The organism is Erwinia tracheiphila (genome assembly GCF_021365465.1).
Classification (GTDB): domain Bacteria; phylum Pseudomonadota; class Gammaproteobacteria; order Enterobacterales; family Enterobacteriaceae; genus Erwinia; species Erwinia tracheiphila.
On sequence record NZ_CP089932.1, the window covers coordinates 4,220,897 to 4,239,801 of the forward strand.

Annotated in this window: 7 protein-coding genes, 1 tRNA gene and 3 pseudogenes; 3 read left to right on the top strand and 8 right to left on the bottom strand. The window is 49.8% G+C overall.

Annotated features, from left to right (window positions below; translation table 11 throughout):
* Positions 1-33: 33 nt before the first annotated feature.
* The 4 genes from amiB to LU633_RS21880 form a co-directional block, all read right to left on the bottom strand.
* Positions 34-1,695, bottom strand: a complete 1,662-nt coding sequence (gene amiB / locus LU633_RS21865; RefSeq protein ID WP_016190783.1) for an N-acetylmuramoyl-L-alanine amidase AmiB — start codon at positions 1,693-1,695, stop codon at positions 34-36.
* Between the two features lie 11 nt (positions 1,696-1,706).
* Entirely contained in the window at positions 1,707-2,180 is a 474-nt protein-coding gene (tsaE, locus tag LU633_RS21870; RefSeq protein ID WP_016190782.1) for a tRNA (adenosine(37)-N6)-threonylcarbamoyltransferase complex ATPase subunit type 1 TsaE, read from the bottom strand.
* On the bottom strand, positions 2,180-3,700 hold the full coding sequence (nnr, locus tag LU633_RS21875; protein WP_016190781.1) for a bifunctional ADP-dependent NAD(P)H-hydrate dehydratase/NAD(P)H-hydrate epimerase: 1,521 nt from the start codon (positions 3,698-3,700) through the stop codon (positions 2,180-2,182). The genes tsaE and nnr overlap by 1 nt, the downstream gene beginning before the upstream one ends.
* Before the next feature lie 1,368 nt (positions 3,701-5,068).
* Positions 5,069-5,144, bottom strand: a tRNA-Gly gene (locus tag LU633_RS21880).
* 453 nt (positions 5,145-5,597) lie between these two features.
* Between LU633_RS21880 and LU633_RS21885 the strand changes: the two are divergent.
* A pseudogene (locus LU633_RS21885) lies at positions 5,598-6,350 on the top strand (IS110 family transposase); the annotation flags it as partial.
* Between the two features lie 10 nt (positions 6,351-6,360).
* Here LU633_RS21885 and LU633_RS21890 read toward each other — a convergent pair.
* The gene (locus LU633_RS21890; protein ID WP_046371795.1) at positions 6,361-7,683 is read right to left on the bottom strand and encodes an IS4 family transposase; all 1,323 of its coding nucleotides are present in this window, start codon (positions 7,681-7,683) and stop codon (positions 6,361-6,363) included.
* 84 nt (positions 7,684-7,767) lie between these two features.
* Between LU633_RS21890 and LU633_RS21895 the strand changes: the two are divergent.
* Positions 7,768-7,929: pseudogene (locus tag LU633_RS21895) on the top strand (IS110 family transposase); the annotation flags it as partial.
* Between the two features lie 6 nt (positions 7,930-7,935).
* On the opposite strand, the pseudogene LU633_RS21900 reads toward LU633_RS21895, so the two are convergent.
* Together LU633_RS21900 and LU633_RS26335 are read right to left on the bottom strand one after the other, a co-directional pair.
* A pseudogene (locus LU633_RS21900) lies at positions 7,936-8,152 on the bottom strand (integrase core domain-containing protein); the annotation flags it as partial.
* 196 nt (positions 8,153-8,348) lie between these two features.
* On the bottom strand, positions 8,349-8,519 hold the full coding sequence (locus tag LU633_RS26335) for a hypothetical protein (protein WP_407646967.1): 171 nt from the start codon (positions 8,517-8,519) through the stop codon (positions 8,349-8,351).
* Between the two features lie 164 nt (positions 8,520-8,683).
* On the opposite strand from LU633_RS26335, the gene LU633_RS21910 reads away from it, so the two are divergent.
* The gene (locus tag LU633_RS21910) at positions 8,684-9,079 is read left to right on the top strand and encodes an Hcp family type VI secretion system effector (RefSeq protein ID WP_016190775.1); all 396 of its coding nucleotides are present in this window, start codon (positions 8,684-8,686) and stop codon (positions 9,077-9,079) included.
* Positions 9,080-9,744: 665 nt separating this feature from the next.
* Here LU633_RS21910 and LU633_RS21915 read toward each other — a convergent pair.
* Positions 9,745-18,894: a two-partner secretion domain-containing protein gene (locus LU633_RS21915; protein ID WP_046372078.1), complete on the bottom strand. Its 9,150-nt coding sequence runs from the start codon at positions 18,892-18,894 to the stop codon at positions 9,745-9,747.
* Positions 18,895-18,905: the final 11 nt, after the last annotated feature.

An 18,905-nucleotide genomic window follows, 5' to 3' on the forward strand; every position in this document is an offset into this window, starting at 1 on the left:
TCGGACGGTTGAAAAGGTTAACCTTTTCAGGCTTCACGATGCTGGGATAACTAACGTCTGGCCCAGCATGACATTTTGCGACTTCATATTGTTTGCCTGCTGAATCGCTTTTGAACTGACACCGTAGTGGGCTGCTATCGCCGTTAATGAATCCCCACGTACTACTTTATGCCTGACGGGCTTTTTGGCTGCAGCCGGACTGGCTGTAGCAGGGCGACTAACCGCCGGGACCTTTAACCTCTGTCCCACCCAAACCACATCCTTTTTCAGCGTATTGATTGACCGCAATGTTGCGGTGCTGACACCATATTGAGCGGCAATACCAGACAGCGTTTCGCCTCGTTTTACCACATGACGTGTCACCGCCCCCGAGTAATGCGTATTGGCCGGCGCTGGATTGGGCTGAACGTTAACCGCCGCTGTGAGTTGCAACGGACGGTTTTCCTCCTTTGGGACCGATTGCAGCGGATGCGCCAGGAAGTAATTCTGCAGTCCTTTATAAATCGACTCGGCAATCTTCTGCTGGTATGCGCTACTGCCCAGCAGTCGCTCCTCCGAAGGGTTACTGATAAAGCCGGTTTCCACCAGCAGTGAAGGGATATCCGGCGAGCGCAGTACGCCGAGACTTGCATGCTCCGGGCGGCGTTTATGCAAGGCGCCTACCCGTTGAAGCTGGGCTATCACCTTAACGGCCACATCATAGCCAACGCGCTGAGAATGACCGAACTGCAAATCCAGCACCGCCTGACTGAGGTAAGGGTCGGCCTGACTGTTCGCCAGCAGGTCTCCCGCCCCGCCTAACAGCTCCGATTGTTTCTCATGCTGCTCAAGCCAGCCCGCCATTTCACTGTTGGCTCGCCGGTTAGAGAGCACCCAGACCGATGCACCGGAAGCGCTGCGGTTGGGTGCCGCATCAGCATGGATCGACACCAGCAAATTCGCGTTCTGTTTGCGGGCCACGTCAGAACGCCCCATAACAGAAATAAAGTAGTCACCATCCCGCGTCATTATCCCCTTAAACATCGGGTCGTCATTTAGAAGCGCTTTTAGTTTGCGTGCGATGGCGATCGTTACATTTTTTTCTTTCAATCCGCCTGCACCAATAGCCCCGGGATCCTGCCCACCATGACCAGCATCAATTGCGACAATGACCAGATCATTGCCGGAACGGGAGCGCCCGCCAGGCACAGTGACGATCCCTCCGCTGGTAACAGCCGTAACCGGATTGGGCTTGAAAGGGTTAGCGGCAGGCGGCGCAGATGATGTCGCTCCTGAAACCGAACTTATTGCAGCCGCGGTTGACGTGTGTTTTACCGGATGCGCTGCCCGGATAGTGAATACAACCTTGTAATTGCTGCCCTGGAGCTGCGTCACCGCATGAGTCTTTGCTGATTGAGTCAGCTCAAGCACCAGACGAATACTTTGGCTATGCTTCGGCTGGCTTGAGCGAATGCGTTTGACGATATTTTCGCCACTGAAGTTCAACGGTAAGCCCTTCACCACACCACTCTGACGAATATCCAGCACAACATGATCGGGATTATGCAGCGGGAAAAATCCATAAACCGGTTGGCCGTTAAAACTCAAGGTAACGGTGGCCTGACTCACGCCATTGGCAACGTTGATATCAGCGAGATTCGCCGCAAGACTGGAAAAGGTTGTCAGTAAAAAAGCTAACAGAAAACCAAACTTCATCCGCAACATCCTCAACAACCCTTTTCCATCGCAACCTGCTGAACTAACTTTTCGCCAACGGCTGAACAGGCCTTTAACTCCGCCTCACGCGCCCGTTGATCATAACGGAGGTGCAGTTCCAGATCGGGAGGAGGCAAGAACCCCGCCCCCTGCTGCGGCCATTCGATCAGACACAGACTTTGTGCGGAGAAATAGTCACGGATCCCCATAAACTCAAGTTCTTCCGGATCGGCCAGGCGATAGAGATCAAAATGATATATCTGGTGATTTGGCAGATCATAGGGTTCAACCAGCGTATAGGTTGGGCTTTTCACATTTCCCTGATGCCCCAGCGCCTGCAAGAAACCACGGCTAAACGTGGTTTTTCCCGCACCAAGATCGCCATAAAGATAAAGGATAAGTCCTTTTTCACTCGCGCGGGCCACGCTGGCACCTAATGCCAGCGTGGTTGCCTCATCGCACAATGTCATTATGCAGGTTTTCATTATTTTTTATCAGACATCTCTGGGTTAACAAACAGATACAGTTCAGAAAAGAGGTCACTGGCAATCATGCCGCGCTGTCCGGTTCGTTTTGACACCTGTTCCGCTGCCGCACCGTGAACAACACAACCCGCACAGGCAGCTTCGTACAACGCAAGTTTTTGCCCAAGCAGACCACCGATAATACCGGAAAGCACATCGCCCATTCCTCCCGTCGCCATGCTTGCGTTACCCACATCGGCAAACGCAAGTTGCCCTTTATCAGTGGCAATCAGCGTACCGGCACCTTTTAATACCACAACACCTCCATATTGCTTCGCAAGGCGTTGTGCCGAAAGTAAGCGATCACTCTCGATTTCGATTGTACTAACACCAAGTAATCGAGCCGCCTCGCCGGGATGCGGCGTAATGATCCGATTCTGACGTTTATCAGGATTGATTGCCAGCAAGTTAAGGGCATCAGCGTCCCACAGCATAGGTTTCTGAGAATTTTCTACCTTTTTTAGCGCATTTTTACCCCAGTCCTCCTGACCTAATCCTGGGCCAATCACGACGACATCTGTCCATTCCAGCGCATCTTCAAGTGTTTGCTTATTGAGTTCGTCAACCATCAATTCTGGCCGGGCAGTAAGCAAAGGCACAATATTGTCTTTTTGAGTCAGCACGCGCACAAGCCCCGCACCGGCCCGAAGTGCCGCCTCACCTACCAGACGAATCGCCCCGCCAGTACCGTGATCACCACCTATAATCAACAATTTGCCGTTATTGCCTTTGTGGCAACTCGGCCTGCGGGGCTGTAACCAACGGACCAGGCAGGCGGCATCATAACGAGCGAAAGGCGCATTCTGGCTGGCCAACCAGGATTGCAGATTCAACCCGTGGTAGTGCAATTTCCCAACGTAATCCCTGGCTTTTCCGGTGAGCAGACCGGGCTTCAACGCTATAAAGGTCAGTGTGTGATCGGCCTGAATAACCTTGCCGGGTGCCGTGCCCTCCGTTGCCATCAGGCCGGAAGGAATGTCCACCGCGAAAACGGGCGCAGGATGTGCATTGGCCCGCTCGATCAGTGCCTGATAAGCGCCCTCAGGGGCATGCTTCAAGCCAGTTCCTAAAAGTGCATCCACGATAACGTCTACCTTATCCGGCCAGTCCATTGCCAGACCCTGTGAGACGCCTCCCGCAGCCAGCCATTCATTACGCGCCTGCTGCGCCTCTTGCGGTAGCGATTTATTGCCTTCATCAGCAATGACCGTAACGGTCAGCCCCCTCGCCTGAGCCAGTCGGGCGATAACGAAGCCGTCACCACCGTTATTACCGTGGCCACAAAGAATTAACCAATGCTGTTTTTGCGGCCAAAGCAAACAAAGGTGACTGAATGCCGCCTCGCCAGCACGCTTCATCAGTTCATACAATGTGATGCCCAGGGCATTCGCTGCATCACACTCAAGTTGTGCTACAGACTCTACAGGCCACACAGAACAGGGCAGCCTGGACAGGTTATCTTGCTGGTTCAGGTTAATCATGTTTTATCCTCTCGATCTCCATCATCCGCATCAAATGGGGCCGCTGCCAGCAGGGGTGAGTTGGTCGTGCCGATGTAAAGATAGAAGCACCACGTCTGCTCACCAGGCTGAAAAGCAATGTTATGGTGAAATGGCATAAACAGCGCAGCATAGTGCGCACCCGCACCACGAAGGCGTCCCAGCACGCTGTGGAGTATCAGCGAATGAATGAATTCCCTACCTGCCGCAACAGTCTCAGCCAGTACCCTGAAAAAACAGCCGTGCGCGCCGGAACGTGCGTATGACAGAGTATTACCTAATCGCCTGAAAAAGCCCGGTGAGCTAATACGTTATCATGGCGATCGTACCGGGTATCGTACTGTTGTCGGTTCGTCGCCAATCAGAGACAGTCAATGACTGCAGGGGCTGGTCAGGAAAATAGTGCTTACTTCTCAATGGGGAAGCGGGCCTGTGTTTTTTCTGGTGAATGGTTGATTAGCCTGCAGCAGGCTGGTATTTCCACCTCTCCGAGCGCCGATGTCGCCAAACCTGACGTGATTGATACACAACACTGCACCTTTTCCTGGCCATCACACTGTGGGGTGCGATTCAATAAGCATGCCGTGTCTGTTGCTTTCAGCTACCGGCGATTCTGCAGGAAGATGTGGTAATGGATAGCATTACCAGTGCAGTTAAAGCCTGTTCTGATTGTATTGACGGTATGATCCCTGCTCGCGCTGGCTAATCGCCAGAGTCTGTGATCGGTGAGTACACAGCCTGTCAGCTGTTCTGCACATGCCGCCGTTCACCGAATTGTCTGCACGGGACAAAGCAATATTTTACGCACTACAGGGGCCAGTGTCCCGGATATCGGCGCAGGTTTCGTCATGTGGCGACAGGGAATGTACCCAAGCTGCCAGATAACGTGGCAACACTGAGCAAGTGAGAGGGGGATACTGGACAAGTCTATTGCATTTGTAGGGCACACCTCCGGGCGTAATGCTCATGCCATTGACATGCAAAGCGGTCAGTTAAGTCAGGTGGTTCGCCGATGGCCAAAGATTTATCCCGTGACAGGTGACAATACCAGGATAATTTTCAGTTCATCCGATTCACAATCGTATTGTGGATAAAAATAAAAAGCTGTTGTTATTCAATCGAAACTGAAAGTACAAGGGATCTGCCCGACAATTCGAAACTTTAAATATTCTATATAAAACAGAACATTAGATATTACCCCGCCACCCGAAAAACATTATGCGGGTTTACCAATGCACAAGAAAACCTGTGGATAACTCTGTTGAAGAAAAATTCAGAAAGTGTAAAAAAACGAATGAACTTATATGATTTTTAGCGACTTATTTTTTATTAACGAAGCATTTAGAAATCTGGAGCGGGAAACGAGACTCGAACTCGCGACCCCGACCTTGGCAAGGTCGTGCTCTACCAACTGAGCTATTCCCGCATATTCGGTAAGTCGGCAGGTTTTATTTTTTTACTTAAAACTAACCTATCTTATTAATAAGCATGAAGTTTTATTGGTAACATGCCGTAAGATGCTGTGCATTATGGACTAATCTTTTTCCCTTAGCAACCTTTCAATTGAAGAAAGAGCCCCTGCATGCATGGTATAACCCTGTAGCTCATCTTAATGCGCAACTCATCTCGCGATATTTCTTCACAGGTAATGGTATGAGCGCCTCCTCCCTTGTATGTAATAGACATATGGTGGTTAGCTACCATCACATGAAGCGGAGTGAGCTTGTCCCCTCCCGGAATGGCGAGAACCTTGATTGGCAGAAAAAGCCCTCCGCTTCACCTTTCACGCCAGCATTAACATTCAACGGTTGCCAGGAGCGATGACTCTGCATGTACAAGGGTAATAGGCATGATGGTTCAGTGAAAGGAGAAAACATCTATGTTTCAGCTCGGTATCGATGTCAGCAAGAAAACCCTGGATTTATGTCTGCTGCGGGAAGGTGTCAAAGGCAAGGTAAAAACCCGCAAGCTTAAAAACGATTTCAATGCAGCCGATGCCGTGATCGGCTGGCTCAGCAAACAGCACTGTGAACCTGCCAATGTCCATATCATCATGGAGGCCACCGGGGTTTATCATGAATCGCTTGCATACGGCCTCTACAAGGCCGGAGCTAAAGTTTCGCTCGCCAACCCACATCGCAGCAGAGAATTTGCGCGTGGCATGGACATTCTGACAAAAAACGACCAGGTTGATGCTTATATGCTCGCCTGCTACGGTGCACTTAAGGTGCCGGAACCGTGGGTCCCCCCGTCTGAGAATGTCCGCCATCTCAGCGCACTTCTCCGCCGACGTGATGCACCTGTCACCGACAGCACCCGCGAAAAAAACAGGCTGGAAAAATGTCGGGCAACGGACACACCTCTTGCTGTCACTGAATCCATCGAAAATGTGCTTCGTAACCTGAGCGCAGAGCCTGAGCATCTGGACGCTCTGATCCTGACCCACCTCGACCAGCATCCTGAATTAAAAAAGGATTTTGACCTGCTAACATCAATAAAATCCGTGGGTTATCAGTTAGGTCTGAATATGCTGGTTATCCTGCGGGGTCATCATTTCGATACAGCAGAGCAGGTTGCTGCATTTCTGGGCGTGGTCCGTGTTGAAAAATACTCCGGCACATCGGTCAGAGGGATAATGCTGGTCACTTAAGGTGACCAGCAACCTTTTTATCCGGATATTTCCTGCTCTTTACCCTCAACTCTCTCGGGTAACTTCGCTCTCTTCTACCCGGTAACACAAGCCATTTCGCCTGTTCATACAGGGTTCTCAGTTCTCCCGGCATTTTTCCCGGCGAAGCCCAGGGCAGGGTTATCAGCATCCGGATTATTTCGCTTATCGCTCCACTGAAGCTCAGCTGGTAAGGCAGGTAATCTCCTTTCAGATGGAACGCCATCTGCACCATCTGATATCGCACCAGGTTATAAGCCAGCAGTACCCCCCATAGCTCCTGTCTCACCAGCTCCGGCAGGCGACTGCGTAATGTCCACCGGCTGTCCAGCATACCCTGCTTTGCTTCCCGGTAGCCCAGTTCTATTTCCCAGCGGTGGCGATATAGCTCGCTGATATCTTTACCCGGATAGCGATTCGGGTCTGTCAGTGACGTCAGCACCTGCCTCTCTTTACCGTCTACCCTGCGGGTCAGCAGTCTTGCCACCATTTCTTCCGGGACCCCTGGCCATTGCTTCCTGGCTCGTGGACTGGTTTTCAGGCATATCAGTTCATCTCCACGCCCCAAACGGCGAACCACCTGATACTGTACGTGTTTTTTCAACGGCAACAACCAGTGACGGTGTTCTCCTGCTGTCTGCCAGTGATGAAGCAGACCCATCGAATAAAATCCCTTATCGAACAGGGTGATACTGTTATTCGGGGTTTTCTCCGTCAGGTGCTCAGCCAGCCGCATTTCACTGACTTTTTCACTGTCGAATGCACTGGCGGCGATCAGATGGCTGCTCAGCTCCATCAGACAAACCATTCGCACCTGAGGATAGCCGCCTTCGCCGTACTGGCTGCTGTGTTTACTGAAGACGGCTCTGTTTTCCGGCGTATCGGCGGTACGCCAGACCACGCCGTCGACAGCAAACAGATTCAGACCGTGCCATTTTGGATGTGCAGCCTGCTGATTCCAGTGCTGCTGTGTGATATCAAAAAGCTCCCGCACTGCATTTTCACCCAGAGTCTTACGGCGCTGAATGACAGCGCTGCGTGCGGTAAAAGGAGCTCCGGTCCGGTCAGTAATATCCATCAGATTGACGATTTCGGTCATCGGACGATCGCAAAAAATGGACATCCCAACGACAAGCCAAATCATGGATTCGAGGGAAAGTTTACGTTTACGCAAAGTAACGGTATCGGTCAGGGTGAGCGCCTGCTGAATAAGCTCGGGAGGAATAAGGTCGGCGAGACTACGGGCGCGCTCAGGAGTGGCGGCATTGATGATGCCGAGGGCCTGGGAAAGTTCCATTTAAAAAGGGTTCCATGATGAACATAGAACCCTTTTTACCGCATAAACCGGATCGGTCAACCGATCCTTAAATGATCGGCATTAGTCAGAGGGAAACCGAAATTATCCAAAATCGGCCCGCCGGAAATCCGCGCGAAACTGTATCTGGCTTCGTTGTGTGGCCTGAGATTTAACCCGGTGATGAAAGCGATGTATGAGCGGTTATGCCTGCGTGGCAAGGCAAAAATGTGTGCCATTGGCGCACTGTAGTGGTCAACAAAAACTGGCCACTGCGTTAGAGTTTTTCCAGCATCTATTTTCTGATTCGTTTGGTGGCAACACACCGTTATAATCATGTGGTCTGATCGCACTGTAATATCCGACGATATAGTCCGTTATTGCGCAGGCTGTATCGCTGAAGCTTATGTAATCCGTCGCCCGGTACCCACTCATTCTTGAGGCTTCTGAAGAAGCGTTCCATTGGACTATTATACAGGATGCTCACATCCAGGCTGCCGGAGGACGCCTTAAATGCCTCCTGCTGTGCGACGGTCATGCCCATCAGGGGCGATCCCGCCGGTAGTTGCCGCCGACGTATGACGGGGTGCGCGGCTGTGCGCGGGACGCGGCCTGGCCGTAGTCAAAGAAATAACCTCCGCCTTCAACCGGGTCAGCCTGCGCGGCGGTCACCCTGGCCCGCTCAAGCGAGAGGCCCGGACCTGATCCAGCTGACGCTGAACGGTGGCCAGCTCGTCGCATTCCGATGCGTGGGCAAATGCAGAGGCCAGAACCGTCATCAGGCAGGCTATGCCCAGGCTACGATGACGGTGACGACGTGTTTTCAGGGGTGGGTTCATTCGCACCTCCGTAAAGATTAAGGAATGCGGACAGGATGGTGAAATATCAGGAAAGGGTCAGTAATAAACTCTGCCACAGGTTTCGTAAATTTACCGGTTAAGCAATAATACCCACCGGTTAACAATCAGACTTAAATGACACGAAAAGTAAAGGACCGTGCCAGGTGAATAATGTTTTCCTGAAAATTGATGGGGTGAGTGGTGAATCCAGAGATGCCGCTCATAGCGGCTGGACCGATGTCGATGCTTACTCGTGGGGTTCCAAAAGAAACTCAGGCCGTTCCGGTGCGGGAGCAAAGGTTAATTATCATAACCTGGCCGTTCACTGCCAGGTGGATAAGGCAACGGCCGGCGCACTGCTCTATTCATCAAACGGCAACAAAATCAAATCGGTGCAGCTGTCTACCTGTAAAGCTGGCGGCGAGCAAATGGAGTATTACCGTATCACGCTTGAAAATGTCATCGTGGTTGAGGTGGTGTTTCGTGACAATGGTGCGCTGACCGACGTGGAATATGACTTCGAAGATGAAATTATATTTTGTTGGAAAATCTCTCCATGATACAAAAGGTGAATTCCTCGATGAGAAGTATAATTTTGATAATTAAAACATTTTTCTGACAGCAAATTTCATTAACTTGAACTGGCAACAAACCGTTCTACCTGAATCTTTAGCTGATGAGCGAACATCAAGCAGGGCAAAAAATAGCAAACCTGCGGGCATATAGAGATAACTCCACCTCCCAAATAGCCAGGCGACAATCGTAAAAACAATTATTCCCAAAATGAAAAGTCGGGTTAATACCACAGATTTGCTGACTTCTTCTTCGATAAGGTGTATTAGTCGCGACTTGTTCTGACAGTGGCCCCTGAAAGGTTGAGGGTTACCGATTTTGATATGGGTGTTGAATCCTTAAACAAAACACGAGGTAACCCTCATGCTTCATACTCACAAACCTGGCATCAAACACAAAGCCATCCTGCCTATGTGCTGTTGTGACCCTGTGCAAACAGTAAGCTAATGCACAAAATTGATCCCGGACTGTCCGCATTTGATCTTCAAAAGTAAAAGAGTAACGCATACGAATTCTGTACAAGTTACGTCACTGGCACAACCGACGTTTCCTGACTGCATTCCGCTAACTGGAGCTGTACTCAGAGTAAAAATCCGCCCCCTGAATCTCAGAGGGCGGATCAACAGATCAATATCTATGATTCAGGTAAGAATTACTCAATCTTTTGGTTGTTCATTAAGGTTTTCCAGTTATTACCAGCAGCCGCTTCACTTTTAGCATTAGCTGAAGAGTGAGTGGCGTTCTGTGACGGTGAGTTGTTTGCCGGTTTGGTATTGCCAGCATAATTGCCGCTGGTCGATGATGCGCTTCCCGGACCGCCCACGATGGGTTTCACCGACGGCACTGTCGGCCATTTGGTTCCGCCTGGCGCGCCAGAGGCGTTCTGTGCACCACCGCTGGAGCCTGCCGTTCCCGGCTTGCCTGCGCCGCTGCGCGGCGTCTGCGTGGCGTTCTGTGACGGTGAGTTATTTGCCGGTTTGGTATTGCCAGCATAATTGCCGCTGGTCGACGATGCGCTTCCCGGACCGCCCACGATGGGTTTCACCGACGGCACTGTCGGCCATTTGGTTCCGCCTGGCGCGCCAGAGGCGTTCTGTGCACCACCGCTGGAGCCTGCCGTTCCCGGCTTGCCTGCGCCGCTGCGCGGCGTCTGCGTGGCGTTCTGTGACGGTGAGTTATTTGCCGGTTTGGTATTGCCAGCATAATTGCCGCTGGTCGACGATGCGCTTCCCGGACCGCCCACGATGGGTTTCACCGACGGCACTGTCGGCCATTTGGTTCCACCTGTCGCGCCAGAGGCGTTCTGTCCAGCACCGCTGGAGCCTGCCGTTCCCGGCTTGCCTGCGCTGCTGCCCGGCGTCTGTGTGGCGTTCTGTGACGGTGAGTTATTTGCCGGTTTGGTATTGCCAGCATAATTGCCGCTGGTCGACGATGCGCTTCCCGGACCGCCCACGATGGGTTTCACCGGAGGCACTGTCGGCCATTTGGTTCCACCTGTCGCGCCAGAGGCGTTCTGTCCAGCACCGCTGGAGCCTGCCGTTCCCGGCTTGCCTGCGCTGCTGCTGCCCGGTGTCTGCGTGGCGTTCTGTGACGGTGAGTTATTTGCCGGTTTGGTATTGCCAGCATAATTGCCGCTGGTCGACGATGCGCTTCCCGGACCGCCCACGATGGGTTTCACCGGAGGCACTGTCGGCCATTTGGTTCCACCTGTCGCGCCAGAGGCGTTCTGTCCAGCACCGCTGGAGCCTGCCGTTCCCGGCTTGCCTGCGCTACTGCCGCCCGGTGTCTGCGTGGCGTTCTGTGCACCACCGCTGGAGCCTGCCGTTCCCGGCTTGCCTGCGCTGCTGCTGCCCGATGTCTGTATGGCGTTCTGTGCACCACCGCCGGAGCCTGCCGTTCCCGGCTTGCCTGCGCTGCTGCTGCCCGGTGTCTGCGTGGCGTTCTGTGCACCACCGCTGGAGCCTGCCGTTCCCGGCTTGCCTGCGCTGCTGCTGCCCGATGTCTGTGTGGCGTTCTGTGTACCACCGCCGGAGCCTGCCGTTCCCGGCTTGCCTGCGCTGCTGCCGCCCGGTGTCTGGCTCGAAGACTGTCCGCTGTTATTTACCGGGGCTGCATCTGGCTTTTTACCATCGGTCTCGGATTTATTATTTTTTTTCTTTCCACCAGCACTTACCGTGAAGGAAATATCATTGCCTGCCGTTACCGTATCCATGGTTACTTCAGACATCTTATCTACGTCAGTATTGATATTTCCATTTATCGTACTGCCAGAAACATTGACATTGATGGTGCTGTTTTGGCTTTCCTTATAATCAATCTTATCTTCGGTGCTGTAATAGGCATTGACATTAATATTGCCCGATTTCGTTATACCACCGCCCCCGCCAACAGCCATACCGCCAGAATCAATGGAGTCGTTTATTTCCGTCACGTAAATATTGCCATCAACATTTACGCTACCCGAATTATTTTCAGAGGCGACATGCGCTCCGGCAAGCTCCATATCTCCACCGACGTTGATATTTACCTCTCCGTTGGTTTTAATACCTGACTGCTGGTTAGTGAGTTGGCTGTCATAATACGAGTTTTTAACGCCGCCATTAATGCCACCATTCGGCGTGACGCCTTTTGTTGATATAGATGCTCCCACAGAAACAGCGGTATTATAACCATCAGAGGATTCAGAATAAGTATCCTGTACTGAGGTAATGCTCAGATCGCCACCGATATCTAAACTGGCTTGCCCGGCCTCGATATTTGCACCAGACATGGACATATTACCCCCGGTGCTAACATTCACATTATCCGCTGTTATTTGAGAGTTAGTATTCGTCAGTGAATTTACCGATGAACTTGACTCTGAGTGAGAATAATCAATGCTGGCACCCACTCCCGCTCCCGAAGCTGCAACCCCTCCACCAAAAGAGAGACCCGCACTATTTGTATAAGAACTTGATGTTCCGTTGTACTTTTCTTCAGCAGCACTAATGGAAAAATCGCCACCCACATCAATATTGACGGTTCCGGCCTCCACATTGACCCCTTTTAACGTGGTGTCCTTGTTGGAGTCAAAATTAATTGTACCGCCAGTGATCGAGGTCATATTGTCTGACTCTCTCATAGCAGAATTACTGGTGGTTGTACTTGAGTAACCGATACTCGTTGAAGCGGCGGCCAGATCGTTAAACACTAAATTCGATACATCACCAACGACAGAAGCCGTGGTCAGTCCGGCATCAATTTTTTTCCCGGATGCGGCCTGTTCGGCTAAATCAACATTTTTGTTTAAAATATCTACAGCCGTACTGTTGGCTTCGCCTTTGACGCCAACGAAGGTTGTCGTCACATCCTCGGTCGTCTTATGAACATCCTTGTACTTAGTTGAAATAATATTGTCGCCGGATAAGTTAGCGGTGGTATCATTCCCCACACTCAGGTTCAGACCACCAATATCAAGTGTATTTCCAGCGGAAATATCAGCACCATTTGCAAAGTTAAAATTCGCATTATTATTGGTCACTGACGTCTCGGTTGTAATTGTGCTGGTGGTTTTAAGCCCCGCTTCGAAAGACCCCAGAGGTGCCACCGGCGCAGCCCCCGTTTTTTTAGGCGCGGAAGCACTCCTATCCAGGTTGTAAGCCGCAGCAGTGTAACCATTGTCATTGGTGTAGTCCTGGTAGGCATCATTACCCATCGGTGTCGAACCAGCACCACTGCTGTCCAGCCCTGTGGAATCACGTTTAACCGAGTCCAGCGTGCTGAAAGACGTTCCTCCCTGTGCGCCGGGAACCTGATAGCTCGCGCCAAAAACGAATTCAGATTCAGTCACATTTTTCTCTGCATAGCTGACATCCTGTGACGTTTTAATGACGACGTCATTGCCGGCACTGATACTGGCTGCCGAAGCATTGTAATCGCCACCACTAAATACCACATCCTGCGCGCCATCAACGATGAATGCCCCTCCGGCATTAACCGAACTGGTTTTCGAGGAACCTGTTGTGCTGATATTTTCTTCAGCACGGTAAGACATAAATCCGGTCGACTCATACTGATAATCGTAAGTTGAAGAGACCTCGTGGATATCATTAAAATTCACGTTGCCTTCGGTCGCTTTGAGCATCACCGCATTACCGGCGGTGATATCGACGGCGGTAATATCAATGTCTTTCGCCGTCATTTGTACTGAGCCACCCGCTGTGATGCCATCATCGTATGCGCCAATGGACTGATTCCCCTTATTGTCCCGGCCTACGCTTGTCATCAGGTCGATTGATCCCTCCTCAGCGGAGAGAATGACGTGTTCACCCGCGGAGATGCTGCTGCCACTGTTGGTAATATTCCCTGTTTCACTGGTCATCGCGACCGATCCACCCGCGGAAATGCCCGCATTCATCCCGCTGCTGATGTTGTTAATATCTTTTTCAGCATCAAGGACAACATGGTCGCCCGCCGTAATAACGGCATTAACATTATTAATTTCCGTCGCATCGACAATCACATTTGCACCGGCGCTGATGATGGCGGCACCGGTTTCACTGGACGCCCTGATTTCCTCAATGGTGCTACTGGCCAGATAAATACGTGGGACAAGCACATCAATGCCATCAATCGTCTCGGTAACAAACCAGACGATATCCTGCGTTAAACCAGCCATTTGCTCTTCAGTTAACGCCTGACCAATAACAAAATCGCCATTGGCCGACTGTTCTGCGGCGTTGTCAAAAAGCATCTTAACGGCATCCGCACCATCGACGTTGTATTTGACACTGAAATAAGTTCCAACGGAGTCATTAACCTGCCGACGGATTAACTCAGTAATAAAATAGTTATCGCCAATAACAATTGCGGGCTGCTCGGCGTTATAACCTACTGTGTCAAAAAAGTACTGAGAACCGTAAAATAAATTCTGGTCGATCATTTCAATACGGGTTTCATACATCGGAATAACGGTGTGGTTTCCCCTTGACCCCGTCGACACCCCGGACGATCCTTCAGCACCCCCTCCCGCATTGTTACTCGCCTTGTTTAACGACGCCAGATAGTCGAGGAAGTCCTGAGATCTCTGGAACAGGGCATTAATTTCCAATAGTTCAGCCACACCCGGCAGTGTGCTGATGCCCATCGAAATCTCCGCAATCTGCTTTTTATTAAACTGGACTTCGTAGGATTGCTCCACGGTGGAGACCGTCTGATCGCCAATAACCGCGTCCACCACCTGGTTAGAGACATCATTGCCAGCCAGCGCAGAGTCCAGGCCGTTATTAAGACTGCCTTCCGTGTGAACAAAATTACCACCAGCAACCAGGCTGGCTTTCTCAGCTGGCAGGAAATAAATCTTTTTAGCCTTCAGCAACGGATAGGATAACGATGCCCCTCCAACATTTGCCTGAGACAGGGAAAGCCACTGCAAGGTAAGCTCGTTTAAATTTCTGCTTTTCCATGTTTCCCCAAAGAGGTTATTCATCAATGAATTAAACATGGTGTGACTATCGGCCAGCATTTTCATCGCATTTAAATATTTACCTTTGTCAGCCGAGCTCCCCACAACTTGCCCCGAACCAAAAATGGTGTTAAAGAGCGCAAACAGGTTACTAAAAGTTTGTGTCCTACGCTCTTCTGAAGACAGTGTCGCCCAGTGTACATAAGTCAGGCTAATTTCAGCGTTCGCTGTCAGATAATCATAAAGCGACATTTCAAGATGCTTAGGCGAATTATAGAGATCGCCACGAATGTGCAGATTTTCTCTTGCCTGAATCAGCCCACCTTCATTTTTGGTTACTCCAGGCCGTTCTGATTTCTGATTAATATATAAATTGCCACCGGAAGAGATTTCCGCACGGGTGTCCAGTGCAATGTCGGAGGTTAAGCCAGGAATTGAAATATCTACATAATGATATTTATACCATCTACCTACGCCAGTCGCTCGCTCATCATATACTCCACCTCCACTTTCTCTGGCGCTATAGTCCCAATCCTCACCTGTATAGGTACTTTGATTGTAGAGAGTGTTCGCGTCCAGCCACATATTATCTTCCGAGCGAATCACGCCCGCATGGTTATGAATAGTATTAGCTGTCAGCGCTATCTGTCCCTGGCTGAGTATATTCCCTCTTACCTTATTAAGAATGGTATCCCTGGCTGACATAACGATATTATTCATCGCGAAGATCAGTGAATTTGTACTGTTTATAATATTTTCAGCGACCAGATAGACATCCTGCAAACTGACGACAGCCGCATTATTGGTAATATTTTTAGAGTCAATTGATACTGTGGATCTCGACTCTATAGCCTTATCAATAGTCACATCGCCTGTGGTTTTAATTGACAATTGCCCACCGGCACCTGAGCCAATAATATTATGGTCGGCATTATTAAAAGCACCCTGCAATTCGAGTGCAAGCTCACGGTTACCCCAGATATAGCCAGTATCGCTATTATCAAGATGTGCCGTTTTTAACGTCAGGCTACCTGCATTATAAATACGTCCCTGGCTGTTATCCACGCTGTCTGCAGTGATGGTGCTGATGCCGCGGCTATCAGAAGAGGATATCTGCCCTTTATTGACAAGTTCCTTAGCATTAATGTGATAACTTGCGCCATCAATAAAACCATCATTATTTACCAGGCTGTCCGTCGTGAAAGAAAGTTGGTTATCTGCGGCCAGGGTCGCACTGTCACTGTTAAGGATCTGACTGGCGTTAACCCGCAGATTCTTATCTGCCACAATGAGCGATCCAACCCCACTGCTGGTAAGTGTTCCTACATCCATTTCTATATTATTTGCCTGGATGTAGGTCGATGCTTCACGAATAAATTGATTAAACTCATCGGAGCTCATCATTTCTCTGACTGCCTGAAGGTATTCAGGTGTTAAAATGTTTTTAAAGTTTTCAACATCAGATATTTTTAGCAGATCGTCTGCAATCAACAACGCATAATCGCGGTTAATCATGTTGGATATTTTTGAGACTATTATATTCAGCCCGGAAACCTCGGCAAACTGTCCACGGTTAATAAAGCTGTCAAGGCCGGTTAAGATTAAATCAAGACTGGTCAATAGTGACCCGGCATTGTCCAGCGTTTGAATGTCGCTGAATGTCATACTGCCTTGAGACTGCAGAACGCTTCCGGCACCGTTGCTCACGTTATCCACGTGAGCAACGGAGATGCTGTTTCTGGCTTCTATGACAGAATCTGACAGGTTTCTCAAGTTTTTAAGCGTAGTAAACAACACTGAGCCATAGTGTGAACTGATTGATGCAGCATTGCTATTTTCCAGGTCATTGACAGAACTAAAGGTGATATCCCTTGTAGCCGTGATATTACCTGCATTATTTTTCACCACATCAACATGACTGATATTGACATCACCCTGTGAAGCAAGATTACCACTATTGCTCAGTATGTTGACGCTATTCATATTCAGTACACTGTTTGCAATAATATTTGCATTCGCTCCCTGATTATTAATTTCACCGACATGTGTGAAATTAACATCACGCCCCTGAATATGCCCGTCATTATTTTGGAAAACACCCGCATCTGAAATATCAATGCCGTTATTTGTCACTATACTTGCATTGGTATTCTCGAGAGAGGCAATGTTTTTTATAACAACATCACCCGCTGCAGACTGAATAAATGCATTATCCTTATTCTTAACATTCAGTGTATTTTTATCAGTTCCGGCTATTTCCAGGTCCTTTCTGGCAGAAATAACCGCATCACTTCCACTGTTAACAATCTCATTGTTAACGTTGAGCGTGAGGTTACCTTCAGAAATCAGCTTATTGCTGTTAGACAGGTCTTTTGCGTTGACATTAAGCGACGTGCTGGTACCAATAATACCCTGATTGATTAATGCCCCTGCCGTAGTGATATCAGCCGTATTTGACTGGATAGCCCCACTGTTCACCACCTCCTGAGTAGCCAGAGAGATATTGCCCTTCTCGGCGATAATATCACCCTGATTATTCAGAGACTGACTGGCAATTGTCATATCGTCAGTATAAAGCTTTCCTGCATTCTGCAGATTATTTTCAACAGCAATATCTATTTTTTCAGAGGCGAAAATAACCCCTGCATTATCCAGTTCCTGCCCCTCCACTTTTACAGAAGCGCTGGACTGTAAGGTACCGCTGTTAGCAATACCATTTGCTTTTAAGGACAGGTCGCCATCTCTGGTGAGCAGCATTCCACTGTTGGTGAACGCATCAGTGCTGACAGCAATGCGGCCAGCATACATACTACCGCTGTTATCCAGGCGGCCAAGCGTGAGTTTTATTGCATCCGTCGTATTAATAATGCCGGCATTTTTTAACCTTGCGCCACGAAGTTGCACCGACCCATTGGCCTGTACCATACCGCTGTTAATCAAGGAATCAGACAGCGTAAAGATCAAGTTACCGCGATTGGTAATCAAACTTCCCTGATTATTTTCAACGCTTCCTGCGTTAATAGCGATATCGCCACTGGTACTCATCAGACTGGCATCTGAATAAACTGTAACGTTACTGAGCACTTGTGAACCGACTTTAACCACGAATTTCCCGTTGCTGATGTTAACCACTGCATCCGGGATGCGGTTGCCATTGCTGTCAACCGCATACAAAGCTCCCCTGATCTGATAGCGACCGGCAACATTGATCTCAATGGCGGGAATGGCACCCGTTGCGCGGGTACCGTTTTTCGCCATCAATACCGCCGCGCTCTGTAACAAATTATTAGCGTTTATGCGAATCTGCCCAGTTTCTGCAATGACATTGGCATTAAGCTCCATGTCAGACAGCGCAGTCAGGATCACGTCGCCCTGAGCAGCGATACCTCCGATACCCGCTTCAGCGTTATTATTCAGATAGATACTTTTTCCCTGAACCACAACATTTTCTGAATGACTTCTGAGGCTGGCCAGATGGATATCACCATCGGCGGTGATTTCAATACCGTTGTTGCCGAGAATGCTGCCAGTATGGGTAACGCCCGCACCACTCTCTGTGCTGATAAGCTGAACTCTGTTACCAAACATTGAGCCAAGGTGGGTACCACTTATGGCAACCTGCGGTGTGCCCTCGCCGGAATGACTTCGGACAGTGTGACTGCGCGACTGCGTATCATAATCATTGAGACCCGCCAGCACTTTCAGGTCTGCATTACCGGAAATCTCCCCGGTCAGGCTGGCACTGCGGCTCACAATATCAAAATAACTCAGGCCATCAGTATTAACACCCCGGCCTTCAACAGATATATGACCACGATCAACGGCCAGCTGGACATTCCCATTCTGGTCGAGATTGACGCGACCTGTACTCAAGGTCAGGTTATTGGCATTCACGGTTGAGACACCATTAACCGAAATACCATTTTCGTTCGCGATAATCAGATCAGCACTGCGACCAAAAACTTCCATACTACCATTAAGATGACTGCCCCTTGCGCCGGTCACCTCGTTTAGAATCACCCTGGATTCATTGCTTAACTGATTATTCTTAATGGCAAAGCCACCCGTTTGAGACACGCCATCCTGCATGCTGTTATTAAAAATCACGCCGTCTCTGCCAACGTTAAACTGATTGTATTTATTATGTGACACACCGCTGGCATTCGGGTCATTAATATTAATTAAAGGTGTTCCATTGGCTGCCGTGGCAACCCCAGGACGCCGCGATTCGCGATCGTCAACAACAATTTCGGCCACGGCCATTGAGGGAAGAATACCCGCCATAGCCAGCACCAGTGGGGAAACTTTAATTGAATTTCGCGTTGTGCGATAAGGTGATAACTTTTTTTTATTTTTCATAATGAAATCTC